Annotated in this window: 25 protein-coding genes; 11 read left to right on the top strand and 14 right to left on the bottom strand. The window is 61.1% G+C overall.

Features of this window, described 5'->3' with window-relative positions:
- Nucleotides 1-257: 257 nt before the first annotated feature.
- The 4 genes from aroQ to ACN0WV_RS17415 all read right to left on the bottom strand — a co-directional run bounded on the left by aroQ (nucleotide 258) and on the right by ACN0WV_RS17415 (nucleotide 2651).
- The gene (gene aroQ / locus ACN0WV_RS17430) at nucleotides 258-695 is read right to left on the bottom strand and encodes a type II 3-dehydroquinate dehydratase (RefSeq protein WP_084353236.1); all 438 of its coding nucleotides are present in this window, start codon (nucleotides 693-695) and stop codon (nucleotides 258-260) included.
- A 183-nt stretch (nucleotides 696-878) separates the two neighbouring features.
- Complete coding sequence (arsC, locus tag ACN0WV_RS17425; protein ID WP_417607471.1) at nucleotides 879-1217, bottom strand: arsenate reductase (glutaredoxin); 339 nt, start codon at nucleotides 1215-1217, stop codon at nucleotides 879-881.
- Nucleotides 1217-2275 (bottom strand): quinone-dependent dihydroorotate dehydrogenase, encoded by a 1059-nt coding sequence (locus ACN0WV_RS17420; protein ID WP_417607469.1) that lies wholly within the window; start codon nucleotides 2273-2275, stop codon nucleotides 1217-1219. The genes arsC and ACN0WV_RS17420 overlap by 1 nt, the downstream gene beginning before the upstream one ends.
- Before the next feature lie 37 nt (nucleotides 2276-2312).
- Nucleotides 2313-2651, bottom strand: a complete 339-nt coding sequence (locus tag ACN0WV_RS17415; protein ID WP_417607467.1) for a DUF952 domain-containing protein — start codon at nucleotides 2649-2651, stop codon at nucleotides 2313-2315.
- Nucleotides 2652-2798: 147 nt separating this feature from the next.
- Between ACN0WV_RS17415 and ACN0WV_RS17410 the strand changes: the two genes are divergently transcribed.
- From ACN0WV_RS17410 to ACN0WV_RS17400, 3 genes are all read left to right on the top strand, one after another.
- Entirely contained in the window at nucleotides 2799-4358 is a 1560-nt protein-coding gene (locus ACN0WV_RS17410) for a bifunctional metallophosphatase/5'-nucleotidase (RefSeq protein WP_417607465.1), read from the top strand.
- A gap of 179 nt (nucleotides 4359-4537) precedes the next feature.
- A complete protein-coding gene (locus ACN0WV_RS17405) occupies nucleotides 4538-4843 on the top strand; it encodes a DnaJ family domain-containing protein (RefSeq protein WP_084353284.1) in 306 nt (101 codons plus the stop codon).
- A gap of 66 nt (nucleotides 4844-4909) precedes the next feature.
- On the top strand, nucleotides 4910-6097 hold the full coding sequence (locus ACN0WV_RS17400; protein ID WP_417607463.1) for a class I SAM-dependent methyltransferase: 1188 nt from the start codon (nucleotides 4910-4912) through the stop codon (nucleotides 6095-6097).
- Here the strand turns inward: ACN0WV_RS17400 and ACN0WV_RS17395 are convergent.
- From ACN0WV_RS17395 to ACN0WV_RS17385, 3 genes are read right to left on the bottom strand one after another with little or no spacing between them, the layout of a single operon-like run.
- Nucleotides 6041-7408, bottom strand: a complete 1368-nt coding sequence (locus ACN0WV_RS17395) for an MATE family efflux transporter (protein WP_417607461.1) — start codon at nucleotides 7406-7408, stop codon at nucleotides 6041-6043. The genes ACN0WV_RS17400 and ACN0WV_RS17395 overlap by 57 nt on opposite strands.
- Entirely contained in the window at nucleotides 7401-7910 is a 510-nt protein-coding gene (locus ACN0WV_RS17390; RefSeq protein WP_084353242.1) for a PaaI family thioesterase, read from the bottom strand. Before ACN0WV_RS17390 ends, ACN0WV_RS17395 begins: the two co-directional genes overlap by 8 nt.
- On the bottom strand, nucleotides 7907-8335 hold the full coding sequence (locus ACN0WV_RS17385) for a PaaI family thioesterase (protein WP_417607459.1): 429 nt from the start codon (nucleotides 8333-8335) through the stop codon (nucleotides 7907-7909). Before ACN0WV_RS17385 ends, ACN0WV_RS17390 begins: the two co-directional genes overlap by 4 nt.
- Nucleotides 8336-8453: 118 nt before the next feature.
- Here ACN0WV_RS17385 and ACN0WV_RS17380 point away from each other — a divergent pair, with 118 nt between their 5' ends.
- The 7 genes from ACN0WV_RS17380 to ACN0WV_RS17350 all read left to right on the top strand — a co-directional run bounded on the left by ACN0WV_RS17380 (nucleotide 8454) and on the right by ACN0WV_RS17350 (nucleotide 17245).
- Complete coding sequence (locus ACN0WV_RS17380; protein WP_084353244.1) at nucleotides 8454-8825, top strand: MerR family transcriptional regulator; 372 nt, start codon at nucleotides 8454-8456, stop codon at nucleotides 8823-8825.
- Nucleotides 8826-9045: 220 nt separating this feature from the next.
- Nucleotides 9046-9453: a MerR family transcriptional regulator gene (locus ACN0WV_RS17375; protein WP_084353245.1), complete on the top strand. Its 408-nt coding sequence runs from the start codon at nucleotides 9046-9048 to the stop codon at nucleotides 9451-9453.
- A 31-nt stretch (nucleotides 9454-9484) separates the two neighbouring features.
- Nucleotides 9485-11263 carry an acyl-CoA dehydrogenase C-terminal domain-containing protein gene (locus ACN0WV_RS17370; RefSeq protein WP_417607456.1) on the top strand — a complete coding sequence of 593 codons (1779 nt, stop codon included), beginning with the start codon at nucleotides 9485-9487 and terminating at the stop codon, nucleotides 11261-11263.
- Nucleotides 11264-11524: 261 nt separating this feature from the next.
- Nucleotides 11525-12664 (top strand): acyl-CoA dehydrogenase family protein, encoded by a 1140-nt coding sequence (locus tag ACN0WV_RS17365; protein WP_417607454.1) that lies wholly within the window; start codon nucleotides 11525-11527, stop codon nucleotides 12662-12664.
- Between the two features lie 367 nt (nucleotides 12665-13031).
- The gene (locus tag ACN0WV_RS17360; RefSeq protein WP_417607452.1) at nucleotides 13032-13670 is read left to right on the top strand and encodes a glutathione S-transferase family protein; all 639 of its coding nucleotides are present in this window, start codon (nucleotides 13032-13034) and stop codon (nucleotides 13668-13670) included.
- Between the two features lie 104 nt (nucleotides 13671-13774).
- A complete protein-coding gene (locus tag ACN0WV_RS17355; protein WP_417607450.1) occupies nucleotides 13775-14986 on the top strand; it encodes an acetyl-CoA C-acetyltransferase in 1212 nt (403 codons plus the stop codon).
- Nucleotides 14987-15052: 66 nt separating this feature from the next.
- Entirely contained in the window at nucleotides 15053-17245 is a 2193-nt protein-coding gene (locus ACN0WV_RS17350; RefSeq protein WP_417607448.1) for a 3-hydroxyacyl-CoA dehydrogenase NAD-binding domain-containing protein, read from the top strand.
- Nucleotides 17246-17401: 156 nt separating this feature from the next.
- Here the strand turns inward: ACN0WV_RS17350 and ACN0WV_RS17345 are convergent, their stop codons facing one another.
- The 4 genes from ACN0WV_RS17345 to ACN0WV_RS17330 form a co-directional block, all read right to left on the bottom strand.
- Nucleotides 17402-18694 (bottom strand): TRAP transporter large permease, encoded by a 1293-nt coding sequence (locus ACN0WV_RS17345; protein WP_084353285.1) that lies wholly within the window; start codon nucleotides 18692-18694, stop codon nucleotides 17402-17404.
- Between the two features lies 1 nt (nucleotide 18695).
- Complete coding sequence (locus tag ACN0WV_RS17340) at nucleotides 18696-19235, bottom strand: TRAP transporter small permease (RefSeq protein ID WP_084353251.1); 540 nt, start codon at nucleotides 19233-19235, stop codon at nucleotides 18696-18698.
- Between the two features lie 60 nt (nucleotides 19236-19295).
- Nucleotides 19296-20312 carry a TRAP transporter substrate-binding protein gene (locus ACN0WV_RS17335; RefSeq protein WP_417607447.1) on the bottom strand — a complete coding sequence of 339 codons (1017 nt, stop codon included), beginning with the start codon at nucleotides 20310-20312 and terminating at the stop codon, nucleotides 19296-19298.
- An 85-nt stretch (nucleotides 20313-20397) separates the two neighbouring features.
- The gene (locus ACN0WV_RS17330; protein ID WP_417607446.1) at nucleotides 20398-22236 is read right to left on the bottom strand and encodes a feruloyl-CoA synthase; all 1839 of its coding nucleotides are present in this window, start codon (nucleotides 22234-22236) and stop codon (nucleotides 20398-20400) included.
- A 144-nt stretch (nucleotides 22237-22380) separates the two neighbouring features.
- Between ACN0WV_RS17330 and ACN0WV_RS17325 the strand changes: the two genes are divergently transcribed.
- Nucleotides 22381-22848 (top strand): MarR family winged helix-turn-helix transcriptional regulator, encoded by a 468-nt coding sequence (locus ACN0WV_RS17325; protein ID WP_417607444.1) that lies wholly within the window; start codon nucleotides 22381-22383, stop codon nucleotides 22846-22848.
- Between the two features lie 9 nt (nucleotides 22849-22857).
- On the opposite strand, the gene ACN0WV_RS17320 is transcribed toward ACN0WV_RS17325, so the two are convergent.
- The 3 genes from ACN0WV_RS17320 to ACN0WV_RS17310 are packed head-to-tail and all read right to left on the bottom strand — an operon-like array spanning nucleotide 22858 to nucleotide 24874.
- Nucleotides 22858-23646: a metal ABC transporter permease gene (locus ACN0WV_RS17320; protein ID WP_417607442.1), complete on the bottom strand. Its 789-nt coding sequence runs from the start codon at nucleotides 23644-23646 to the stop codon at nucleotides 22858-22860.
- On the bottom strand, nucleotides 23646-24395 hold the full coding sequence (locus ACN0WV_RS17315; protein WP_417607440.1) for an ATP-binding cassette domain-containing protein: 750 nt from the start codon (nucleotides 24393-24395) through the stop codon (nucleotides 23646-23648). Before ACN0WV_RS17315 ends, ACN0WV_RS17320 begins: the two co-directional genes overlap by 1 nt.
- Nucleotides 24392-24874, bottom strand: coding sequence for a Fur family transcriptional regulator (locus tag ACN0WV_RS17310; RefSeq protein WP_417607439.1), 483 nt, complete (start codon nucleotides 24872-24874; stop codon nucleotides 24392-24394). The genes ACN0WV_RS17315 and ACN0WV_RS17310 overlap by 4 nt, the downstream gene beginning before the upstream one ends.
- Nucleotides 24875-24916 lie beyond the last annotated feature (42 nt).

Genomic DNA, 24916 nt, shown 5'->3' with positions numbered 1-24916 from the left:
GGGAGAACCAGTGTGCAACAGAGTGCCATCGAGCACGCGGCTTTGATCTGGACCCGACCTTCGAACACCATACGGGCCCGCGGCATGTGCGAAGCCGCATCATGAGGCCGGATACATGTCAGCACCCGATGACGCGCCAAAATCAGCTCTGAAGAATCCTCTTGCGCAAGGGGCGGTTATACATGTTGCAATATCACCCGCTGCTCTTTCGCGGCCGCTGCGACCATCCGCAAGGCCTCTGGCCCCGGTGCATACGGTCATGCCAGAAGACGACCCATGCGCCGCAGCGCCAACGCGTAACCTTCAACGCCAAAGCCCGCGATCACCCCGTCAGCCCGCTGGCTGACATAGGAATGATGGCGAAAGCTTTCGCGCTGGTGGACGTTGGAAATATGGACCTCCAGCACCGGCCCGTCGAAGGTGTTCAGCGCATCCAGCACCGCGACCGAGGTATGGGTCAGCGCTGCGGGATTGATGATGATGCCCTGTGCCGCGTCGCGCGCCTCGTGAATCCAGTCAATGATCTGGCCTTCCCAGTTGGACTGCAACAGCCGCGTCTTTAGGCCAATTTTTTCGCCCAGCTCGGCGCAGACGGCCTCCACATCGGCAAGCGTATCGTGGCCGTAGATCTCGGGCTGGCGTTTGCCCAGAAGGTTCAGGTTCGGGCCATTCAGAATATAGACGGTCTTGGTCACGGGGCGTGTCCTTGGTTTAGTGGTCCTGCTTGCGGAGCTTGGCGGGCAATCTGCCCCCCTGCCCGCCTTTTGGCAAGCGCCGGTCACGCGGCAGGTCAGGCAGTACCCTTACAGCACCGGCACTTCGGTTTGGTCCAAATTCACCGCGTCCGGACACAAGCCAAGGAGCTTGCCTTGTCGGCTTCAGGTGAGGGTCAGCAGTTTTTCGGTCGGGCGTCCGATTACCGCGCGATCGCCTGAGATCAGCACCGGCCGCTCGATCAGCTTTGGATGCGCTTCCATCGCAGCAAACAGTTCCGCGTCATCGCTGTCTTTCGTCAGGCCCAGCTCTGCAAATAGCGGGTCTTTGGACCGCATCATTGCAAGCACAGGCAGGCCCAGCGCCGCGCGCATTGCTTTCAGTTCCGACACGGAGGGCGTGTCGTCAAGATAGCGGCGCACCGTCGGTGCCACGCCGTTCTCCTCAAGCAGCGCCAGGCCCTGCCGCGACTTGCTGCATCGGGGGTTGTGCCAATATTCCATCAAAGCCAGTCCTCCCTTGTGGTGCCGACCGCATCCGCCACATTATCGAACCCGTCCCGCGCCAACAGCCGGTCAAGGCCCCTTGCGATCTCTTCCACAAGGCTCAGCCCGCCATAGACCAGAGCGGTATAAAGCTGCACGGCGCTCGCCCCGGCACGGATCTTGGCATAGGCCTGTTCGGCAGAGCCGACGCCCCCCACCCCGATCAGCGGCAGGCGGCCTTCGGTCAGCACCGACAGTTGCGCCAGGACGCGGGTGGACTTCTCGAACAGGGGCGCGCCGGACAGCCCGCCCTTTTCATCGCGGTGGCGGCTGCGCAACCCGTCGCGATCCAGCGTCGTATTGGTGGCGATCACCGCATCCACGCCCGAGGACAGAGCGACCTCTGCCACATCCGCCAGCTCACCCGGCGTCAGGTCCGGCGCGATCTTCAGAAAGACCGGCACCCGCCGGTCCATACCGTCACGCACCTGCATCACGCCGGCCAGCAATCCGGCCAAGGCTGCCTTGCCCTGTAGGTCGCGCAACTTTTCGGTATTGGGGCTGGAGACATTCACGGTCGCAAAATCCAGCCATGTGCCGCAATGGCCCAACACGCGGGCAAAATCCGCGGCCCGGTCCCCGCTATCCTTGTTGGCCCCAAGATTCAGGCCGATCACCGCGTCGCGCGGGCGTTTCGCCAGCCTTGCGGCAATCGCCTCCATCCCGTCATTGTTGAACCCGAACCGGTTGATCGCGGCACCATCCTCGGTCAGGCGGAACAGACGCGGCTTGGGGTTGCCGGGTTGCGCGCGCGGTGTTGCGGCCCCCACTTCGACAAAGCCGAACCCCGCACGGCCAAGGCCCAGAAGTGCTGTCGCGTTCTTATCGAACCCGGCCGCCAGCCCGATCGGATTGGTCAGGTGCAGCCCCGCCACCTCGCAGCGCAATCTGTCTGACGTCACCAGACCGGGGGACGGCGCGACGCCAAGTTGCAATGCCCGCAGTGCCAGCCCATGCGCGGTTTCCGGATCCATATGGCGAAAAACCCGCAGCCCGGCCTGTTCAAACAAGCTCATATCCGCACGCCCGGATCTGGGTGGCAAGCGACGTTGCTCATGCCATATCCCGCGGGAAGTCATGTGTCCCATTCACCAAGGGCAAGGCGCAGGACCACACAATGTCCTTGCGCCTCAGCGGTCCGTAAAGATGCGGAAACTCGGCACCTGCGCGCGCGACCTCCCATTTCAGGGCTTCGCCCATTGTCTCGGTATCGAACGCGGCCAGAACCAGCCCGTCCTCCCCGGCGAAATGCTTGGCGGCTGTCTCGCGGACTTGCAGCGCGGTTGAAAAATGAATGTAGCCATCGGCCACGTCGATCGGGGCACCGGCGGTTTCGCCCGAGACCTCCAGCGCCTGCCATTCGGCGGCGCGCAATATCTTGTAGATCAGCATGACGTTGAGATGCCTTCTGGACGGCTTATCGTCAAGCGTCATGCAATTGTGACAAAAACCGCCGATGACGTTGCGACGGGCTTTGACTTAGCCCGACGGAAGCGGCACGATCCTGCGCATAAGACTTCCGACAGAGAGGAACTGAACATGTCCATCCGCCTTTTGACCGGTGCCGCCGCTCTTGCGTTGACCGCAGGTGCCGCCGCCGCAGATTATTCCCTGACGATCCTTCATACCAATGATTTCCACGCCCGGTTCGAACCTATTTCAAAATATGATTCCCCCTGCTCGGCGGAAGACAACACCGCGGGCGACTGCTTTGGCGGCTCCGCGCGTCTGGTCTCGGCGATCGAGGAAGCGCGCCAGCGCAGCAACAACGCGATCCTTGTCGATGGCGGCGACCAGTTCCAGGGCACGCTGTTCTATACCTATTACAAGGGCAAGCTTGCCGCCGAAATGATGAACAAGATGGGCTATGACGCGATGACCGTGGGCAACCACGAATTCGACGACGGCCCCGAAGTTCTGCGCGGCTTCATGGATGCGGTCGATTTCCCGGTGCTGATGTCCAATGCCGACGTCTCGGGCGAGGAGTTGCTGGCCGATGTTCTGATGAAATCCACCGTGATCGAGCGGGGCGGCGAAAAGCTGGGCCTGATCGGCCTGACACCGCAAGACACGGATGAGCTTGCCAGCCCCGGCAAGAACATCATCTTCACCGATCCCAGCGATGCGGTGCAGGGCGAGGTCGACAAGCTGACCGAAATGGGCGTGAACAAGATCATCGTGCTGTCGCACTCGGGTCTAAACGTTGATACGACTGTCGCCGAAAACACTACCGGCGTTGACGTGATCGTCGGCGGGCATGACAACTCGCTGCTGTCCAACACCATCGAAGGCGCCAAGGGCCCCTACCCGGTGATGGTCGGCAACACCGCCATCGTGCAGGCCTATGCTTACGGCAAGTTCCTGGGCGAGCTGAACGTGACCTTCGACGACGAAGGCAACATCACCGAAGCTGTGGGCGAGCCGATCATCCTTGACGGTGCTGTCACCGAGGACGAGGCAACCGTCGCGCGCATCACCGAAGCCGCCGCACCGCTGGAAGAGATCCGCAACAAGGTCGTGGCGGAAACTTCCGAGACCATCGAAGGCAACCGCGATGTCTGCCGCGTGATGGAATGCTCGATGGGCAATCTGGTGGCTGACGCCATTCTGGCACGGGTCAAGGATCAGGGCATCGAGATCGCCTTTGTGAACTCCGGCGGTCTGCGCGCCTCTATCGACGCGGGCGAAGTGACCATGGGCGAAGTGCTGACCGTGCTGCCGTTCCAGAACACGCTGTCCACCTTCCAGGTGTCCGGTGCGACCGTGGTCGAGGCGCTTGAAAACGGTGTCAGCCAGATCGAGGAAGGCGCGGGCCGTTTCCCGCAGGTGGCCGGCCTGACCTTCACAGCCGATCCGTCGGCAGAGCCGGGCAGCCGCGTGTCCGACGTCATGGTTGACGGTGCGCCGATCGAGCCCGAGAAGATGTACGGGGTTGTCTCCAACAACTATGTCCGCAATGGCGGTGATGGCTACAAGATGTTTGTCGATGCCGAGAATGCCTATGACTTCGGCCCGGACCTGGCCGATGTGACCGCCGAATATCTTGCGGAAAATGGCCCTTACACGCCCTACACGGATGGACGCATCACGCTGAAGTAACCCTGAGCGACTTGTAAATTCTGCGCAGGCTCCGGCATCAAGCCGGGGCCTGTTTCGTTTCAGCACAGGCGATGCACGACACGTCCGCGTGCAAAACCGTTGCTTTTTTGAGGACGCGCGCGAAAATGACACCGCCGATCGCGGATGTTATGCTTATGCGATGCCAAGAGGATCCGCAGATGGACCACCCGCTCATTGACCTCGTAAACGCCCGTATCCGCGCAGCAGAGGCGGAAGGTGCTTTTGACAACCTGCCCGGCGCGGGCAAGCCCTTGCCGCCTTGTGACGATCCGGAAAATGCGCTGATCAATCGCCTGATGAAAGAAAACGGCGCAGCTCCTGAATTTGTTTCCTTGTCGCGCGAACTGGCGCGACTGCGTGCGGAATTGCGCGACGAAGGCGACCGCACCAGGCGACACGAGATCATGAAGGAAATGTCGATGATGGAGGCGCGGATCGACATCGCGCGCAAGTCCGCGCGCTAGGTTTTGTCTTTCCCGCATCCGCGTGCCAGATTGCCCGCGCAACCGCCGCGTCAGGAAAGGCAATCAATGGTCACTGTGTCCGAACAATACGAAGCCTATCCCTATCCTGAACGCGATCCGGCAGACGAATCCAAACGCCTGATCGAAGGCTCGCCCAGCCATCCGCATGAGATTGACCATTTCCTGTTCACCGGCCAGCGCGACTGGTCCAGGCCGTTCCGCGTTCTGGTCGCAGGCGGCGGCACGGGCGACGGGCTGATCATGTTGGCGCAGCATCTGGCAAATGCAGGTCATCCGCATCAAATCACCTATGTCGATCTGTCCACCGCCTCACGACGAGTGGCGGAGGCCCGCGCGAAGGCGCGTGGCTTGACCAACATCACCTTTCACACCGGCAGCCTGTTGGACGCGCCCGACCTTGGCACCTTCGACTACATTGATTGTTGTGGCGTCTTGCACCACCTGCCCGATCCTGCGCAGGGGTTTGCCGCCCTTCGTGCCGCCGTGGCCCCTGATGGGGGCCTCGGCTTCATGGTCTATGCGCCTTACGGGCGATCGGGCGTCTATCCCTTGCAACAGGCGTTCGGCGCGTTGCTGGAGGGTCTTGCCCCCGCCGAACGGCTGGCCAAGGCGCGGCACCTTGTTGAACAGCTGCCCGAAGGCCACCCGTTCCGGCTGAACCCGCATCTGGTGGATCACCGGCAAAGTGACGCGGGTTTCTACGACCTGCTGCTGCATTCACAGGATCGCGCCTTCGATGTCGCGTCTCTGATGTCTGTCCTCGCATCCACCGGATGGGAGCTGGCCGATTTCACCCAACCCGCGCTCTATGATCTGTCGCGCATTGCGGATGTCCCGGATCGTATGGACCGCGCCGCTGCCATGGCCATCGCAGAGAAACTGCGCGGCACGATCAAGCTGCATGTGGGCTATGCCGCGCCCGCGGGCAGTGGCGCGCGCGTCGCATCGGGACGCAACCGCAGCGCCGTGCCGCATCTGCGCGGCGTCGGGGCAAAGCCCTTGGCGCAGGCCATCGCACAGGGCAAACGCCCAAAGCTGACGGTTTCCGGCGTCGAGACAAGGCTTGATCTGCCGAAACAGGCCGCGCCGTTGATCGCAGGCATCGACGGACGCCGCAGCGTGGCGCAAATCCTCAACGCGGCGCGGCTGGACCCGATGCAGGCCAGCACGCTTTGGTCACAGGTGGATGGTGCCCTGCGTCCCTGGGGGTTGCTGGTCTATTCCGGGTTGTGAGGCGGCAGCCTCCAACGCCGGATAGCGCAACCACAGGAACACGCCGCGCGCGATGAAGAAAACCAACTGTGCCAGCCATAGCCCGTGATTGCCAAGACTGGGCACCAGCAGCAGCACCGAGCCGACATAGACCACAAAGCTGAGCGCCATCATGTTGCGCATATCCGCACTGCGGGTGGCACCGATGAAGATCCCGTCCAGCATCCACGCCGCCGTACCGGCCAGTGGCGCAAGTACCATGTAGGGCAGATAGAGCCGCGCCTCGGCGCGCACTTCCGGCGCGTCTGCCATCAGGTCGATGATGATCCCGCCAAGCAAGGCGAAGGCCACCACCATGACAAGGCTGGTGACCAGCCCCCAGATACTGGTGACAATGGCGCTGCGGCGCACACGCGCCACGACGCCCGCGCCAAAGGCCCGCCCCACCAGCGCCTCGGCCGAGAAGGCAAACCCGTCCATCGCGGCGGCGGTGATGTGCAGGAATTGCAGCAGCACTTGATTGGCCGCCAGCGTCACATCCCCAAAATCCGCCCCGAGAAACAGGAAGGACACAAACCCCACCTCCAACAGCGCCGATCGGATCAGAATATCCGTGTTCACACCCAGCATCCGCTTCAGCCGCACCTTGTCGAACACCCGCGCCCAATCGCGCCAGTCCGGCACGCGAAAGGCTGCCCGGCACAGCCACAGCCCCAGGGCCAGGCCGCTCCATTCCGCGAAGAACGTGGCAATGGCGACGCCGTTTACGCCCCACCCAAGCTGTAGGACGAAAACAAGGTCCAGCACCACGTTCAGCCCGTTCATCCACAATTGCAGCACAAGCACGGCGCGGGTGCGCTCCTGTGCGATCAGCCAACCGCTGATACCGAAGATCGCAATGGCCGCGGGGGCCGACCAGACGCGGATGGCCAGATAATCGCGGGCCATGCCCTCGACCTCGGCCGAGGCGGGCGACAGGTAGAAAGCTCCGGCGAAAATCAACTGTTGAAGGGCGATCAGGGCGACCCCCGCCGTCAATCCAATCATGATCACGCGGGTCAGCAACGCCGCAACTTCGGCGGTATTGCCCGCACCCGCCGCCTGACTGGTCAGCCCGACGGTTCCCATGCGCAGAAAGCCGAACATCCAGTAGATCGCGGTCAGGATGATCGCGCCGATCCCCACGGCACCGATCGGCGCGGCCTCACCCAATTGTCCGACAACCCCGGTATCCACGACACCGAGGATTGGCACGGTGGCGTTGGCCAGCACGATCGGCAGCGCAATTTTCAGAACCCTGCGATGCGAAATATCCTGCGTCATTTCAGACATCGGTGCGCGGCATCAGAAAGTGTCCCGTGGCCTGAGCGATTGGCCGGTCACGATTGTCCTGCCAGGCATAGGCGTTCACGCTGGCATAGCGTCGTCCGGACCGGGTGACATGTGCGCGCGCATAGCCATCACGCGGCAGACCGGATCGCAGAAAATCCGTCGTGAAGTCGATGGTCTTTGGCAGGCGCGGCAGCGTACCCTTTTCCAGCGTGGCAACGTCGATACGCCCGGTCTCGATCCCTTCCCACAGCATTGCCCAGCTAAGACCGATGATAGCCGTGACCTCAAGAAATGCCGCCGTCACCCCGCCATGCAAAGCAGGAAGGAGCGGATTGCCGATCAATTTCTCATCATATTTCAGCACCGCAGTCAGTTCGTCCCCGCGCCGATCAAAGCTGATACCAAGGAATTGCGCATAAGGCACGCCTTCGACCAGCGCGCTGAGGGCGGTATCGCGCCGCTGTTTGACGACCTGCACGGGTTCGGGAGTTTTGCGGATCATGGTTTTGCTGGCTCCACCGTAAACGCGCCGGTGGCCGTCGCGACGGGATTTTCGGCATCTTCGTCTGTTGCCACCGCGCGCACAAAGGCAACCGAGCGGGTCACATGATAGCAGGTCGCACGCGCGGTGATCGCCTGCCCCGGCGTTGCCGGGCGCATGTAGTCGATGCGCAGGTCGATGGTCGCGGTGACGGATGGCAGGTCCGGGTGGCTCATCACCGCGGCACCGCAACAGGTGTCCATCAGTGCCGAGACCGCACCGCCATGGATCACCCCGGTCACCGGGTCACCGATAAACTTTGCATCATACGCCATGCTGATTTCGGCTGTGCCCTCACCAATATCGCCAAGCTGCATGCCAAGTGCCTGGGCATGTGGGATCGCCTGAATGAAATCCCGCGCCATGCGGGCTCGCTTATCGCTCATCGGTCTGGGTGTCCTGCTTGTGCCCCGCCGTTATGGGCCGCTTCGCACGCGGGCTGCAACCCCACCTGTTGCCCTTCGCGCAGACCACGTTAGACTTGGGCTCAGGAGAATCCAAAGCATGTCCGACACCCGCCTCAGTTTTAAGGAAATGTGCACGCGTTTCGACGTCACGCCGCGCACCCTGCGCTATTACGAATATATCGAACTTCTACAGCCAGAGCGTGACGGCCGCTCGCGGTTCTATGGCGCGAAGGAATGCGCACGAATGACGCTGATCATGCGGGGACGCCGCTTCGGTTTTCAACTGGAAGAGATTCGCCAGTGGCTTATGATCTATGAGAACGAAGGCACGGAGGCGCAGAACCGGCTGTGGGTCGAGGCCGCAACCCGCCAGCTGGGCGAGCTTGACGAACAGCGCCGCCAGCTCGACGAAGCGCAGGCAGAACTGCGCGCGCTGCGCGACGAGGTCGCCGCATCGCTGAAAGACTGAGTCGCTCTGACCTCGGGTAAGCAATACAAACATTTTACCAAGCGGTAAAATTAAAGCGCTTTGAAAGATAGTTTCAGGCCGAACCGGCTGACGCGACATGATCTTACGTCAACAGCAATTTGACGTAGCGTTGCGTCTGCGCAAACAAAATTCCCATTGTATGAATGCTCTCAGAAAGCCACCTACAGTCCATATAACCTTACGAGTGGAGGCCCAGGTGATGAATGACGTTAATGAGACGATGACAATACGGGAGATGTGTGACGCATTCGACGTGACCCCCAGAGCGCTGCGGTTTTACGAAGCCAAGGAACTGCTGTTTCCGATCCGCGAAGGCCAGAAACGCCTGTTCACCCATCGTGACCGTGCCCGGCTGAAGCTTATTTTGCGAGGCAAGCGTTTTGGGTTCAGCCTGGAGGAGATCCGACAGCTTCTTGATCTCTACCATGTTGGCGATCAGCAGCAGACGCAGCTGACGCGCACCGTCGAAATAGCAAAAGACCGGTTGGATGACATGATCCGCCAGAGGGACGAGTTGAACTCTGCCATCGCCGAACTCGACGACCAGATAAAATGGGGTGAAAAGATGCTCACCTCGATGAACCAGACCAAGCGGGCGGCCGAATAGGGACTGCCCCGCCATCTACCGGAGGACCCAAATGCCCAGTTATATCGCTCCCACAAAAGACATGCAGTTTGTGCTGCATGAAGTGCTCAACGCCGCAGAAACCGGCATTCCCGGCTATGACGAGATGGAAGCCGATTTCACCGGCGCTGTCCTGGAAGAGGCGGGCAAGCTGGCGACGGAAGTGCTGGCACCGCTGAATACGGTGGGCGATACAGAAGGCTGCGTGCTGGAAAACGGCGTTGTGCGCACGCCGTCGGGCTTCAAGGAAGCGTTCAAGCAGATACAGGACGGCGGCTGGACCGCGCTGGACTGTGACCCGGAATTCGGGGGTCAGGGCATGCCTTACCTGCTGAACACTGCGGTTGGCGAGATTTTCGTCGGCGCGAACATGGCGTTCAACATGTATCAGGGTCTGACGCATGGTGCCTATTCGGCGATCCACACACATGGCACCGACGACCAGAAAGCCACCTATCTGCCCAAGTTGGTCACTTGCGAATGGACCGGCACGATGAACCTGACCGAGCCACATTGCGGCACAGATCTGGGCCTGATGCGCACCAAGGCGGAACCACAGGATGACGGCAGCTATCAGATCACCGGGCAGAAGATCTTCATCTCCGCAGGCGAGCATGATCTGGCCGACAACATTATCCATCTGGTATTGGCCAAAATTCCGGGCGGTCCCGAAGGTATCAAGGGCGTATCGCTGTTCATCGTGCCGAAATTCCTGGTGAATGACGACGGCAGCCTTGGCGCACGAAATGGGGTGACCTGCGGCAAGATCGAAGAAAAGATGGGCATCCACGGCAACTCGACCTGCGTGATGAATTACGACGGTGCCACGGGCTATCTGCTGGGCGAGGCGCATAAAGGCATGCGCGCCATGTTCACCATGATGAACGAGGCCCGGCTGGGCGTCGGACTGCAAGGCTATGCGCAGGCCGAAGCCGCCTATCAGAACGCCGTGATCTACGCCAATGACCGTCTTCAGGGGCGGGCCGTGACCGGTGCCGAAAACCCCGATGGCCCCGCCGATCCGCTGATCGTGCATCCGGACATTCGCCGCAGCCTGATGGACCAGAAAAGCTTTGTCGAAGGCGCGCGGGCCTTCACCTTCTGGGGCGCGCATCTGATCGACAAATCGCACCGCTCGGATGACAAGGACGCCGAAGGGCTGGTCTCGCTTCTGACCCCTGTCATCAAGGGGTTCCAGACCGACAAGGGGTTCGAGATGGCCGTGCAGGCGCAGCAAGTCTATGGCGGCCACGGCTATATCGAAGAATGGGGCATGTCGCAATTTGCGCGCGATGCCCGGATCGCGATGATCTACGAAGGCGCGAATGGCATTCAGGCGCTGGATCTGGTCGGCCGCAAGCTGGCACAGGATGGCGGCAAGCACGTCATGGCGTTCTTCGAATTGGTCAAGACCTTCATCAAGGATAACGGCGGCGATGAAGCTTTCGACAAGGATTTCTTTGATCCGCTGAAGGCCGCCTCAAAGGATCTTCAGGCGGCGGGTATGTATTTCATGCAGCAGGGCATGAAGAACCCCAACAACGCGCTGGCCGGGTCGTATGACTTCATGCACCTTTTCGGCCATGTCTGCCTTGGTCTGATGTGGGCGCGCATGGGTCTGGCCGCGAAAACCGCACTGGATGGCGGTGCCTCCGACGCGGAATTCTACGAAACCAAGCTGGCAACCGGGCGCTATTACATGGCACGTCACCTGCCCGCCACGAAGATGCATCTTGCGCGCATCGAAAGCGGTGCCGACACTGTCATGGCGTTGGACGCCGCAAACTTCTGACGACTGCGGGTGGGGCCAACGCCCCACCCTCTTCCGCCCCACGTCTTGTTCCGGTGTTCCGCGCCGAAATCACAAGCATTCCAAGACCTTGTTTTTGAAATACGGCTTTTCTGATCGCGTTTGACTTGACGGCGACGACAGGCTGTCGTTCCCTCTGCTACGTTTCGGCCTGACCTGGTGGACGGCGAGGCCTGTAGATCGCTGACCGCCCCTGTTCTGCAAGCGGGCCGGTCAACACTGACAACAAGGGAGGGGAGGCCCATGACGTCGGACTGGATGACTGACGAGCACCGAATGCTCGCCGAGATGACGCGGAAGTTCATCACCGATGAATGGATGCCGCAGTATGACCGCTGGCGCGAACAAGGCCAGATGGACCGCGAAACCTGGGCGCAGGCCGGTGAACTGGGCCTGCTCTGCCCTTCGATTCCCGAAGAATACGGCGGCGTCGGTGGTGATTTCGGCCATGAAGCGGTGATCCTGATGGAAGGCAGCCGGGCCAACCTCGCCAGCTGGGGTCACGGCATTCATTCCGGCATCGTGGCGCATTACGTGCTGGCCTATGGCACCGAAGAGCAAAAGAACCGCTGGCTGCCGAAGATGATAACCGGAGAGCTTGTCGGCGCTTTGGCGATGACCGAACCCTCGGCGGGCTCTGATGTGCAAAACATCAAGACCCGCGCGATCCGCGACGGCAATGCGTACCGACTGACCGGGCAGAAGACGTTTATAACTAATGGCCAACATGCCAATCTGATCGTTGTCGCCGCCAAGACCGATCCTGCCGAAGGTGCCAAGGGCGTCTCGTTGGTTGTTGTCGAGACGGACGGAGCCGAGGGATTTCAACGAGGGCGCAATCTAGACAAAATCGGCTGCCACGCGGCGGACACGTCAGAGCTTTTCTTCGACAATATCGAGATCCCGCCGGAAAACATCCTTGGTCAGGAAGAGGGCCGCGGCTTTTATCAGATGATGAAGCAGCTGCCACAGGAAAGGCTGATCATCGGGTGCGGTGCCGTCGGCGCGATGGAAGGCGCAGTGGAGCGCACGATAGCCTATTGCAAGGAGCGCGAAGCCTTTGGCGGCCCGTTGACACAATTTCAAAACACCCGGTTCAAGCTGGCCGAATGCCAGACCAAGACCACCGTCGCCCGCGCCTTCCTGGATGCCTGCATCACGGACCATCTGCGCGGAGAACTGAGCGTCGAAAAAGCCGCGATGGCGAAATACTGGCTCACCGACACCCAGGGCGAAGTACTGGACGACTGTCTGCAACTTCATGGTGGCTACGGCTACATGCAGGAATACGCAGTGGCCGAAATGTGGACAGATGCACGCGTGCAGCGAATCTACGGCGGCACGAATGAGATTATGAAAGAGCTGATTGCGAGAACGCTGTGACACGACAGTTGGAATCGCAACTTGCTTATGAAGAGCCGGGGGTTTCACACCCCCGGACCCCCGTGGAGTATTTTCCCCAAGAAGAAGGTCCGAACATCGAACCCGTATTTCGGCGTGGGCAGCAGGCGGTCCACCCCACCTCGAACACCAGCCAAGCGGCATCCGGAACGAGGCGGGGCTTCTCCTCGGGCGGCCATCGGCTCTCCAGCCTGTTCCGCAAAGACAGGATAGGCGCATTAACGTTAATGCCCGGTTACCACAAGCTCGCGAATACCGCTTCTTCTTGGTACAAATACTCTGCGGGGGTGTGGGGGCGCGAAGCCCCCGCTACAACCTCCGCCAACTTCACAACAGGAGGGCTTGCCCCATGACCATCCAACTGCATTGCTTTGGCGAATCCGGTAATGCCTATAAAGCAGCGCTCGCTCTACAGTTTTCTGGGTTGGACTGGGAACCGGTCTATGTCGATTTCTTCAGCGGGGCGACACGGGCGCGCGACTATCGCGATACGCTCAACAATATGGGCGAGGTGCCGGTGATGGTCGACGGCTCTGTCACGATCACGCAATCTGGTGTGATCCAGCAGTACGTCTCAGAAAAATCAGGGAGGTTTGGAGGCGTCACACCCGAAGATTCGCGGGAGGTCATGCGTTGGATGTTCTGGGACAATCACAAACTATCCAGTCAGGCTGGCATGACCCGGTTTCTGATGAACTTCCTGCCCGAAGCCAAACGTCCCTCCGAGGTCATCGCATTCGCGCAAGGCAGGCTCAAAGCGGCCTACGACGTCCTCAACGCACATTTGAAGGGCCGGGGCTGGATCGTCGGCGACAGCCCCACCAACGCCGATCTCAGCTGCTGTGGTTATCTCTATTATCCCGAACCTTTCGGATTTATTCGCGAGGACTGGCCGCACATAGATGCCTGGCTGACCCGGCTCAGCCAACAACCGGGCTGGAAGCACCCTTATGATTTGATGCCGGGTTCACCCGCCGACAGGGTGTGACGAAACGTAGTTTACGCAAAACGTCGCCACGTCACCATTGATCCCCGCCCCCCTACACCCCCAAGTCAGGTACAGACACCGACCTTGCAAAGGACGACACGACCATGACCGACGCTTTCATCTACGACACGGTGCGCACACCTCGCGGCAAGGGCCGCAAGGACGGCGCTTTGCACGAAGTCACCAGCCTGCGGCTGTCCGCACAGGTTCTCAATGCTCTGAAAGAGCGTAACGGGCTTGAAGGCCACGCCGTCGAGGACGTGATCTGGGGCAATGTCACGCAAGTCGGAGAACAGGGCGGCTGTCTGGCGCGGTCTGCCGTGCTTGCCTCGGATCTGGACGAGTCCATTCCCGGACTGGCGATCAACCGCTTTTGCGCATCGGGTATGGAGGCGGTGAACCTTGCCGCCAACCAGATCCGCGGCGGGGCCGGCGACGGCTATATTGCCGGCGGGGTCGAGATGATGGGCCGCGTTGCCATGGGCTCTGACGGGGCTGCCATCGCGGTCGATCCCAGTCTTGCCATGGACAGCTATTTTGTCCCGCAAGGCATCAGCGCCGATATCATTGCTACCGAATATGGCTTCACGCGGGATCAGGCCGATGCGCTGGCGGTGGAATCGCAGCGCCGTGCCGCCGAAGCGTGGAAAGATGACCGGTTCGCGAAATCGGTTATCACCGTACGCGATCAGAACGGTCTGCCGATCCTTGATCGCGACGAATACATGCGGCCCGCCACCGATATGCAATCGCTTGGGGCGCTCAATCCCAGCTTTCAGCAAATGGGCGAGGTCATGCCCGGCTTCGACGCCGTGGCGTTGATGAAATACCCGCATCTGGAGCGGATCAACCACATTCACCATGCGGGCAACTCTTCCGGCATCGTCGATGGTTCTGCCGGGGTGCTGATCGGCAGCAAGGCCTTTGGCGAGGCGCATGGGCTGACGCCCCGCGCCCGCATCAAGGCCACTGCCAAGATCGGCACCGATCCGACCATCATGCTGACCGGTCCGGTTCCCGTGACCGAGAAGATCCTCGCCGACAGCGGCATGAGCATCAAGGATATCGACCTGTTCGAGGTGAACGAGGCCTTTGCCGCCGTAGTGCTGCGCTTCATGCAGGCGTTTGACGTGAGTGACGACCGCGTCAACGTCAATGGCGGGTCGATCGCCATGGGCCATCCCTTGGGGGCCACCGGCGCGATCATCATCGGCACGCTTCTGGACGAATTGGAGCGCACCGGAAAAAGCACCGGTCTGGCGACGCTTTGCATCGCTTCCGGCATGGGGGCCGCGACCATCATCGAACGCGTCTGATGACCGCCGCTACCCTGCCCAACACGCATGCTCACGCAAAGAAACACTGATCCACGGAGACCTGCCATGACCGATTTCACGATGGCCACAGACAGCGACGGCGTTGCCGTCATCACTTGGGACGTTCCGGAAAAATCCATGAACGTCATGTCGCTGGAAGGCTTTGACGAGCTTGACGGCCTGATCGACGACGCCCTCGCCGATGACGCCGTCAAGGGCATTGTCATCACCTCCGGCAAGTCGACCTTCGCGGGCGGCATGGATCTCAACATCATCGCCAAGATGAAGCAAAGCGCGGGCGACGATCCTGCACGCGGGCTGTTCGAAGGCACGATGGCCAAGCACAAGCTGCTGCGCAAGATCGAGCGCGCAGGCATGGACGACAAGAACAAGGGCGGCAAACCCATCGCCGCCGCCCTGCCCGGCACGGCACTTGGCATCGGATACGAGCTGCCACTGGTCTGCCACCGCATTTTCTGCGCCGATGACCCCAAGGCCAAGATCGGCCTGCCGGAAATCATGGTCGGCATCTTCCCCGGTCTTGGCGGCACCACCCGACTGGTGCGCAAGATGGGCGCGATGGCGGCCTCACCCTATCTGCTGGAAGGCAAGCTGCTTGACCCGAAGAAAGCCAAGGTCGCTGGACTGATCGACGAAGTTTTCGAGGATCCGCTGGCTGCCGCAAAGGCCTGGGTATTGGAGGCGAAAGACGCCGATATCGTCAAGCCCTGGGATGCCAAAGGCTACAAGATGCCCGGCGGTGCGCCTTATCATCCGGCTGGCTTCATGACCTTCGTGGGTGCCAGCGCGATGGTGAACGGCAAGACCAAGGGCGTCTATCCGGCGGCCAAGGCGCTTTTGTCTGCGGTCTATGAAGGCGCGATGGTGCCCTTTGATACCGCTCTCAAGATCGAGGCGCGCTGGTTCACCAATGTGCTGCTGAACCCATCCTCCGGCGCGATGATCCGGTCGCTTTTCATCAACAAGGAAGCGCTGGAAAAAGGCGCGAACCGTCCCGATGTCGCGGATCAGAAAGTCAAGAAAGTCGGCATTCTGGGCGCGGGCATGATGGGCGCGGGTATCGCTCTGGTGTCGGCGCAGGCCGGGATAGAGGTCGTTCTGCTGGACCAGAAGCAAGAGGCCGCCGACAAGGGCCGCGCCTATACTGCGGATTACATGGACAAGGGCATCGCCCGCAAGAAGGCCACGCCCGAGAAGAAGGAAGAGGTGCTGGGCCGGATCACCGCCACCACCGATTATGAAGCGCTGAAAGGCTGCGATCTGATCATCGAGGCGGTGTTCGAGGATCCCAAGATCAAGGCAGAGGTCACGCAGGCCGTCGAGGCCGTGATCGGCGAGGACTGCATCTTCGCCACCAACACCTCTACCCTGCCGATCAGCGATCTGGCAAAGGCCAGCAAGCGGCCCGAGCAGTATATCGGCATCCATTTCTTCAGCCCTGTCGAGAAAATGATGCTGGTCGAGATCATCAAGGGCCGCGAAACGGGCACGCGGGCCGTTGCCAAGGCGCTGGATTTCGTGCGCCAGATCCGCAAGACGCCCATCGTCGTGAACGATGCGCGGTTCTTCTACGCCAATCGCTGCATCATCCCCTATATCAACGAAGGCATCCGCATGGTTGCCGAGGGTGTCGCGCCCGCCCTGATCGAGAATGCCGCCAAGATGGTCGGCATGCCGCTGGGCCCGCTGCAACTGGTCGACGAAACCTCGATTGATCTGGGTGCCAAGATTGCCCGCGCGACCAAGGCCGCTATGGGAGATGCCTATCCCGACGGCGCGGTGGACGAGGTGATCTTCTGGATGGAAGACAAAGGTCGTCTGGGCCGCAAATCCAAAGCCGGTTTCTACACCTATGACGACAAGGGCAAGCGTCAGGGTCTGTGGTCTGGTCTGGGGGAACGCTACGCCGTGGCGGACGAACAACCCTCGTTGATCGAAGTCCAACACAGGCTGCTGTTTGCGCAGCTGCTGGAAGCGGTCCGCGCGCTGGAAGAAGGCGTGCTGGAAGACATCCGCGAAGGCGATGTGGGTGCAATCCTGGGCTGGGGTTTCGCGCCGTGGTCCGGCGGCCCGTTCAGTTGGCTCGACATCATCGGCGCACCCTATGCGGCAGAGCGCTGCGATCAGTTGTCCAGCGCGCATGGCGACCGTTTCGCCTGCCCCGACCTGCTGCGCGAGATGGCAAGCAAAGGGCAAGACTTCTACGGACGGTTCGGCTCGAAGCCTGCTGCGGCCTGACACTGCGGAATGGGGCACACCGCCCCCTCGCACGGCCTAACCGGGCTGTGCAGCAAACATCGTTGCTAATCAGCAAAGCGGGGCCGTTGGTCCCGCTTTGTGCGTGAAGGCTTCAGAGTTATACCGACTCCGCACCGGAGGCGTATCGCCAGTGCATCAGTTCATCGTCGTCGGCAGGAACATCACGATGGCCGGGAACGCGATCAGCAGAACCAGCCGGATGATGTCTGCTGCCACGAAAGGCAGTACGCCCTTGAAGATTTTGGGCAAGGAAACCTCTCGCGCGATGGAGTTGATGACGAAGACATTCATGCCCACGGGCGGTGTGATCAGGCCAAGTTCCACCGTCATCACGATGATGACGCCGAACCAGATCGGATCAAACCCCAACTGAATAATCACCGGATAGACGATGGGCACCAACAGGATGATCATCGCCATGGCATCCAGAATACAGCCCATCAGCACAAAGAAAATCAGGATCAGCGTCAGCGTGCCATAGGTGCCGATATCCATCGCCACAAGCCACGCGGTGATCTTCTGCGGGGTCTGGGTGATCGCCAGAAAATAGCCAAAGAGAATGGCGCCGATCAGGATGGTATAAATCGCCACAGATGTCCGCAGCGCCTCGACCAGACTGTCCATCAATTGTCGTGCGTTCAGCCGCCCCCTCGCGATGCCGATAAGTGCTGTCAGGAAGGATCCGACGGCGGCGGCCTCTGTCGCGGTGGCGAGGCCAAAGTAAATGGACCCGATGATGGCGACGAACAGCAGCATCACCGCCCACACACCCGATAGGGACCGCACCGCTTCGCCCAGATCAAAGCGCTTTCCCGGCGGCAGGACACGACCATAGGCGACGCGCACGGCGACCATATACATTACGATTGCCAGCAGCCCCGGCCCGATGCCCGCAATGAACAGCGTGCCGATATCCTGTTCGGTGATGAATCCGTAGACGGCCAGCACGACCGAGGGCGGGATCAGGATGCCAAGCGTGCCACCCGCCGCGATGACGCCGGTGGCCACCTCATCCGGGTAACCTTCACGGCGCATCTCCGGCAAGGCGATCTTGGTCATGGTAGCGGCCGTGGCGACGGAACTCCCGCAGATCGCCGCAAAGCCCGCGCAGGCCCCGATGGTCGAAAATGCCATGCCACCGCGAAAGCCGCCGAGCCATTTCTGGCCAGTGCGGAACAGCTCGCGGCTCATGCCGGAATTGGTGGCCAAAACGCCCATCAGCACGAAGAACGGGATCAGCGACAGATTGAAATCGGTGATCGTGCGAATGGGTGATTGCGCCAGCACTGACAGCGCAGGACCCCAGCCGACGACCGACGCAAAGCCGCCGATGCCGACGATCCCCATGGCGATGCCGATGGGAACACGCAGGATCATCATCACGAAAAGAGCTACGAAGCCGCCAATGGCAAGAAAGTCGGAACTCATATCAAACGGCACCCCTATCATCCGGATCGCCGACATCGGCGCTGTCAAAATGGTCCAACGTGCCGCGCCCCGACACAACGAGGATCAGCCGCGCCACAATCGCCGGAATGGACACCAGTACCCCGGCCCAAATCAGGGCCATCACCGGCCAGGCAGGCAGCCGCAGGTCCATCGTGGATTCCCCCGACGTGGCGGCACCCACGACCCGACCGAACATTTTCCAGCACAGCACCACGGTAAAAATCAGCAGCAGCGTCCAGGCAAAGGCATCAATCCAACGGCGTATGCCCGGTCCGGCTATCTCTGCCAAAATGTCCACCTTGATGTGGCTGCCGCGATAACCGACGCTGGCAAAGCCCCACATGATTGCAGCCCCCAGCAACAGGCGGCCCAGATCAAATGCGTCGGGCAGCGGATAGGCAAAAAGATACCGGCTGATGGCGGAGATCACCACCAGCACGGTGACCAGCGCCATCAATGCGCCCGCGACCATTTCGATGCCAAGCGAGATCCGGTCCAGTGCGTGTTGAAATTTCAACATGGGGTCAAAAGGGGCGTTGCACCGATCAGCGCAACGCCCGCTCTCCTTAAAGAATGGGGGTCAGAACTTTGCGTCGTGCTCTTCGAGCTTGCTTATATAGCTGTCATAGACCGCCTGCGCATCTACACCCGCCTTGGTCGCGTCTTCCTTCCACTGATCCACCAGCGGCGCGGCAGCGTCCTGCCACATCGTCACCTGTTCTTCGGTGGGCACGTTTACGGTATGGCTGGCATCGTCCAGCGCCTTGGCGCGCCCCGAGGCTTCGTTCTCGGCCCAACCTTTGGAAAAACGTGCAGACCATTCAGGAGTACAGTGATCGTCCATCACCTGTTTCAAATCATCCGGCATGGAATCGTAGGTGTTCTTGTTGATCAGCAGCAGTTGCGCCGAGACGTAGAACGGCATGTCGAGATGCTGCTTCGCCTCGCTGTCGATCCCGAAGATCCAGATAGAGTTCCACGGGAAGGTGATCGCATCGGCCGTACCGTTGGCAATGGCTTCGCGCGCCTCTGGGGCAGGCACCTGCACCGGACCGCCGCCCAGCATCGACACGAACCGCGACATGGTGGCATGGGCGGGGCGTACGTTCAGGCCCTTAACGTCACCGGGTTCAAGGATCGGCTCTTTGGAATGAAACGTGCCGGGATCATGCGGGTTGGCGAGACAGAATTTGACATCCGCCATCTCTGTCTCGGCAATCGGCGCGTACCATTCGTGCATCGCCTGCGCGCCGCGCTCGGCATTGTCCATGTGGAACGGAATCTCGATCAGGCTATAGACCGGAAAACGGCCCGCCTGATAGCCGGGGTTCACATAACCGATATCGGCAATGCCGTCGCGCGTCATGTCGTAGTGGTCAGGTGCCGCGCCAAGTTGCTGGGACGGAAAGATCGTCACGCCAATGCGCCCGCCCGAGGCCTCGCTCAGCGACTGGGCCCATGGCTCGATACCGAGCGTCTGAACCGGATGGGTCGCCGGCAACCAATTGGCAATCCGAAGGTTGATTTCCTGCGCGGTTGCACCCCCAGCAAGCCCCGCCAACGCCGCAGTCGCGCCAAGCAATGTTCTGAGTTTCATAAAATTCCTCCCTTTAAGTGATGTGCCGCCTTTTGGCGTGCCTTTGTTCAGACGTTGCCCGGCTGTCCGGGCAGTGCCAAGTGATTTATGCCGCGCGTCCGTTATCCGGTCGGATGACCTGTGGATCGTCGGTGTAAAGCGTGGCCAGCAGATCCTGCCGGTGGTGCAGCACGGCGCGCTGGTTCACGGAACCCTTGTCGGTGACTTCGCCTTTGTCCAGATCCAGCGGGTCGGCCATCACGATGACACGGGTGATGCATGACGCCGATCCGGTCGAAGCCGCAACATGGGACGCCAGCCTTTGGGCCACTGCGGACCGCACTGCTGGATGCGCCAGCACCTCGGCCTCGGTCTCGGCGTCAGGCGCAAGCCCGCGCAGCCGCGGCCAGAACGGCACCAGCAATGCGCCCGGTTCTGCCTCGTTCTCGCCGGTGATGACGGCATCGCGCACGACGCCGCCCAACTGGTCCAACAGCTTTGCCCGCAGCGCACCGACGGCCACCCAGGTTCCGGTGCGCAGCTTGAAATTCTCGGCAATGCGCCCATCGAAAATGAACCCGCGTTCGGGCACACCGGCTTCGGCATAACGCACCGCGTCGCCCAAACGGTAAAACCCTTCCTCGTCGAATGCCGCCGCCGTCAATCCCGGAATGCGCCAATAACCGGGCGTGATGTTGGGCCCGCGCAGACGTAGCTCCAGCTTGTCGTCCGCTGGCATCAGCTTCATCTCGACGCCTTGTGCAGGAATGCCGACATTGCCCGGCCGTGCCTGGGGTTCCGTACAATAAAGCGAGAACGGCCCGGTCTCGGTCGCGCCCAGCCCGGTGGTCATCAGGACCTGAGCGCCCCGCGCCTCTTGTGACAGTTCGACAAGCCGGTCCCATATGTGTTGCGCCAATCCCGCCCCGGCATAGATCAACATGTTCAGACGGCTGAAGAAATTCTCGCGTAACTGGGCGTCGTCCTCCATTGCGTGAACCAGAAGCTCGACCCCGGCAGGTACGTTGAAGAACCATGTCGGCGCGATTTCCCTGAGGTTGCGGATCGTTTCGGCCATGCCATCGGGGCTGGGGCGTCCATGGTCAACGTAATAGGTGCCGCCGTTATAAAGCGACATGTTGAACAACTTGTTGCCGCTCGCGGTGTGGTTCCAAGGTGCCCAGTCCACCAGCACCGGCGGCTCGTCCGCCATGAAGGCGAAACAATCGCGCACCTGTTGTTGATTGGCACACAGCATTCGATGTGTCCGGATCACCGGCTTGGGACTGCCTGTCGTGCCCGATGTGAACAGGAACTTTGCCACTGTATCGGGTGTGACGGCAGCATGCGCCTGTGCCACAGCCTCTGTCGGGCGGGTGGCGACGACGTTGTCCCACAGGCGGACCGCGCGCCCCGCGAACGGGTCCGTCACACAAACGACCGGAACAGAAGCAGGCACAGAAGCCTCGATTGCTGACCGATATTCGGATCCCGACTGGGTGAACGCCAAGCCGGGCGTGATTTGTCCAATAATCGCGCGCAGTTTTTCGTGATCGGTCGAGACCAACGAATAGGCGGATGAGATCGCGGCCGATGCGATCCCCACATGCTGCGCAGCCAAAGCCATGATCGCGTGTTCAAGCGAGTTCCGCGACAGGATCAGCAACGGCCGCTCGACCGACAGATCAGCCTCCAGCAGCATCTGCCCGACGCGTGCCACGACATTGCGAAGCTCAGCGTAGCTGACCCGCAGCCAGTCACCATCCGCGCCGCGCTCTGCCATCCAGGTCCGGTCCGGCGCGACGTCGGCCCAATGTGCAATGCACGCTGTAATAGCCTCCGGATACGCCCTGAGAGGATCAACCCGGCGGATCAAAATAGTGCCATCCGCGCGCGTCTTGCTTTCAAGAACGTGTGCCCATACCTTTGGTTTGCGGATGTTCATGGTGTTGCTGATCGCACCCTCCCACGGCGGTCGGCGAAACTTGTTCACATCGAAACAAAATCCGCAACACAAAGCAAGGACGAAGGCGATCTGCGTTACTTTGCACATATACTTGGCCGCCACGGCAGCACACTCGCAGGAGACATGAGTATAAAACAGCCCCCCGACCCACCCAAAGACGGGAATGAAATCGACCTCGGACGGCTTGGCACGTCATTCGGCTTTGTGATGAGGATGGCACAGGTTGAAGTGTTCGAAACTTTTTTTGAGAACCTGTCGCAATATGGGCTGAAACCGGGTGAATTTTCCGTGCTTTGGCTGCTACATGAAAACCCCGGCATCCGACAGGGGGCGTTGGCGAACCGGTTGCGGATCAAGCGGCCCCACATGACCAAGCTGATTCAGCATTTCGAAGAGCGCGGGCTGATTATCCGGTCCGTCCCTGACAATGACCGGCGCGGCATGGAACTGCGCCTGACCGGCAAAGGCCGCAGGTTTGTCGATGACCGGCAAGAGGCGTTTTTCACCCATACCGAACATGAGCTGGACCGGCTCAGCGATGAGGAGGCGAAGCAGCTGATCCGCCTGTTGCGCAAATATTTGCAACTATAGCCCAGCCGCTTACTTGCGCGCCAGAAGCTTGCCTATATTGACCAGAACAAAGACCAAGGCCGCCGCGCAAACAATGGCTGGTCCGGCGGGCGCATCGACGTAATAGGCACCCCACAGACCGCCCGTGACGGACAGCACGGCAATGCCGAGCGCCATGGCGGCCATGGCCTCGGGCGTTCGGACAAGCGGACGTGCGGCGGCGGCGGGCACAATCAGAAGCGCGCCGATCAAAAGCGCGCCCACAACCTTGATCGCCACGGCAACCACAACGGCAAGCGCCAACGCCATTCCCATATGGATACGCCCGGGATCTATACCGCTGGCGCGCGCCAGATCCGCGCCCATCGTCGCAGTCAGCAGGTCAGACCATTTCCACGCCAGCAGCCCCAACACCAGCACTGCGCCGCCCCAGATCACCGCCAGATCGCCGCGCCCCACTGCCAGTATGTCACCGAACAGATAGGCTGAAAGCTCAACGCGCCCGCCGACCAGGCTGACCGCGACCAAGCCAACCGCCAGCGCGGAATGCGCCACCACGCCCAGCAACGTATCCACAGCCTGCCCGCGCCCCGACAGAGCCGTGACCGTCACCGCCGTCAGCAACGCCACCGCCATAGCGCCAGCGAAAACAGAGATCGACAGCATCAATGACAGCGCCACGCCAAGGATCGCCGCATGGGCCGTGGCGTCCCCGAAATAGGCCATGCGGCGCCAAACCACGAAACATCCCAACGGTGCCGCGGCCAAGGCCACGCCCAATCCCGCCAGCGCCGCGCGCACCATGAAATCGTCCAGCATCAATGCGCCTCTTCATGCGAATGGTTGTGGTCATGGGCGTGGTCGTGCCGGTGCGAATGTTCGTGCCGGTACAGCGCCAATGCGCCTTGCGTCCCGCTGCCGAACAAAGCGCGGTATTCCGGCGCGCTTGCCACGACTTCTGGCGTGCCGTGACAGCATACATGTCCGTTGAGACAAATCACCCGGTCACTGGCGCTCATCACCACATGCAGCTCGTGACTGACCATCAAAATGGCGCAACCCAGATCGGTGCGGATGTCCTCGATCAACCGGTAGAAGGCGGCGGACCCCAGTTGATCCAGCCCCTGTGTCGGCTCGTCCAGCAGCAGGATCTGTGGATCGGCCAGCAGCGCGCGCGCCAGAACCACGCGCTGAAGCTGCCCGCCCGAAAGGTCCGCCAATTGCCGAGCCTCAAGGCCGGCCGCCCCGGTCCGCTCCAACGCAGCGGCCGTCTTTCGTGGCGTCGCGCGCACCGGCAAATTCAAAAACCGCCGCGCCGTCATGGGAAGCGTCGGGTCGATTTGCAGCTTTTGCGGCACATAGCCCAGCCGCAGCCCCTGCGCCCGCGTCACTCGGCCCGCCGATATTGGCACGGCACCGATCAGCGCCCGCAGCAGGGTGGACTTGCCCGATCCGTTGGGGCCAACCACGGTGACGATCTCGCGTGGAGAGATGTCGAAATCTACCCCGCTCAGCACGGTTTGCGCGCCCAACCGGACGGCCAGCCCACGCGCCTCGATCAGGCTCATGCAGGGGCCTTTCCGGCGCAGGACGGACAGACACCCTCAGCCTCGACGACCAGTTTTTCGACCTGAAACCCGATCTCGCGGGCCGCGCGTCCCAACACCCGGCTGACCCGCCCCGAAGGCGATTCGGCCACGGCGTTGCAGCCGCGACAGATCAGAAAGGCAGGGATGTGCTGCTTGCCCAGATGGGCGCAGCCGACAAAGGCATTCAGCCGCTCGATCCGGTGAGCAAACCCGTTTGTGACAAGAAAATCCAGCGCCCGATAAGCCACCGGCGGCTGCGTTCCCAGCCCTTCGGCACGCAGATGTTCAAGGATTTCATACGCCCCAAGTGCACGGTGCTTTTCCAGAAGCAGCTCCATCACCCGCTTGCGGACCGGCGTCAGTTGCAGATTCTTCGCAGCACATTGGGTGCGAAGCTCTTCCAGCCCATCCGTGATGCAGTGTTTATGGTCATGCGCTTCAAATCCGAGTGTTGCCATCTGCTGCCTCCTTGCGGTCACCTCCGCAGTCAGCGCTTGATA

Source organism: Primorskyibacter flagellatus (genome assembly GCF_048268605.1).
Lineage (GTDB): Bacteria > Pseudomonadota > Alphaproteobacteria > Rhodobacterales > Rhodobacteraceae > Primorskyibacter > Primorskyibacter flagellatus.
This window is presented reverse-complemented; position numbering and strand designations above follow the sequence as displayed.

Excerpts from the sequence above, each read along its gene's own strand:
- ACN0WV_RS17370 (WP_417607456.1), top strand. The coding sequence starts at position 9,485 with ATGCCCAGTTATATCGCTCCCACAAAAGACATGCAGTTTGTGCTGCAT.
- ACN0WV_RS17365 (WP_417607454.1), top strand. The coding sequence starts at position 11,525 with ATGACGTCGGACTGGATGACTGACGAGCACCGAATGCTCGCCGAGATG.
- ACN0WV_RS17325 (WP_417607444.1), top strand. The coding sequence starts at position 22,381 with ATGAGTATAAAACAGCCCCCCGACCCACCCAAAGACGGGAATGAAATC.
- ACN0WV_RS17315 (WP_417607440.1), bottom strand. The coding sequence starts at position 24,395 with ATGAGCCTGATCGAGGCGCGTGGGCTGGCCGTCCGGTTGGGCGCGCAA.
- ACN0WV_RS17380 (WP_084353244.1), top strand. The coding sequence starts at position 8,454 with ATGTCCGACACCCGCCTCAGTTTTAAGGAAATGTGCACGCGTTTCGAC.
- ACN0WV_RS17350 (WP_417607448.1), top strand. The coding sequence starts at position 15,053 with ATGACCGATTTCACGATGGCCACAGACAGCGACGGCGTTGCCGTCATC.
- ACN0WV_RS17310 (WP_417607439.1), bottom strand. The coding sequence starts at position 24,874 with ATGGCAACACTCGGATTTGAAGCGCATGACCATAAACACTGCATCACG.
- ACN0WV_RS17335 (WP_417607447.1), bottom strand. The coding sequence starts at position 20,312 with ATGAAACTCAGAACATTGCTTGGCGCGACTGCGGCGTTGGCGGGGCTT.
- ACN0WV_RS17360 (WP_417607452.1), top strand. The coding sequence starts at position 13,032 with ATGACCATCCAACTGCATTGCTTTGGCGAATCCGGTAATGCCTATAAA.
- ACN0WV_RS17395 (WP_417607461.1), bottom strand. The coding sequence starts at position 7,408 with ATGTCTGAAATGACGCAGGATATTTCGCATCGCAGGGTTCTGAAAATT.
- ACN0WV_RS17400 (WP_417607463.1), top strand. The coding sequence starts at position 4,910 with ATGGTCACTGTGTCCGAACAATACGAAGCCTATCCCTATCCTGAACGC.
- ACN0WV_RS17320 (WP_417607442.1), bottom strand. The coding sequence starts at position 23,646 with ATGCTGGACGATTTCATGGTGCGCGCGGCGCTGGCGGGATTGGGCGTG.
- ACN0WV_RS17390 (WP_084353242.1), bottom strand. The coding sequence starts at position 7,910 with ATGATCCGCAAAACTCCCGAACCCGTGCAGGTCGTCAAACAGCGGCGC.
- ACN0WV_RS17330 (WP_417607446.1), bottom strand. The coding sequence starts at position 22,236 with ATGAACATCCGCAAACCAAAGGTATGGGCACACGTTCTTGAAAGCAAG.
- ACN0WV_RS17415 (WP_417607467.1), bottom strand. The coding sequence starts at position 2,651 with ATGCTGATCTACAAGATATTGCGCGCCGCCGAATGGCAGGCGCTGGAG.
- arsC (WP_417607471.1), bottom strand. The coding sequence starts at position 1,217 with ATGGAATATTGGCACAACCCCCGATGCAGCAAGTCGCGGCAGGGCCTG.
- ACN0WV_RS17420 (WP_417607469.1), bottom strand. The coding sequence starts at position 2,275 with ATGAGCTTGTTTGAACAGGCCGGGCTGCGGGTTTTTCGCCATATGGAT.
- ACN0WV_RS17375 (WP_084353245.1), top strand. The coding sequence starts at position 9,046 with ATGAATGACGTTAATGAGACGATGACAATACGGGAGATGTGTGACGCA.
- ACN0WV_RS17355 (WP_417607450.1), top strand. The coding sequence starts at position 13,775 with ATGACCGACGCTTTCATCTACGACACGGTGCGCACACCTCGCGGCAAG.
- ACN0WV_RS17410 (WP_417607465.1), top strand. The coding sequence starts at position 2,799 with ATGTCCATCCGCCTTTTGACCGGTGCCGCCGCTCTTGCGTTGACCGCA.
- ACN0WV_RS17385 (WP_417607459.1), bottom strand. The coding sequence starts at position 8,335 with ATGAGCGATAAGCGAGCCCGCATGGCGCGGGATTTCATTCAGGCGATC.
- ACN0WV_RS17345 (WP_084353285.1), bottom strand. The coding sequence starts at position 18,694 with ATGAGTTCCGACTTTCTTGCCATTGGCGGCTTCGTAGCTCTTTTCGTG.
- ACN0WV_RS17405 (WP_084353284.1), top strand. The coding sequence starts at position 4,538 with ATGGACCACCCGCTCATTGACCTCGTAAACGCCCGTATCCGCGCAGCA.
- ACN0WV_RS17340 (WP_084353251.1), bottom strand. The coding sequence starts at position 19,235 with ATGTTGAAATTTCAACACGCACTGGACCGGATCTCGCTTGGCATCGAA.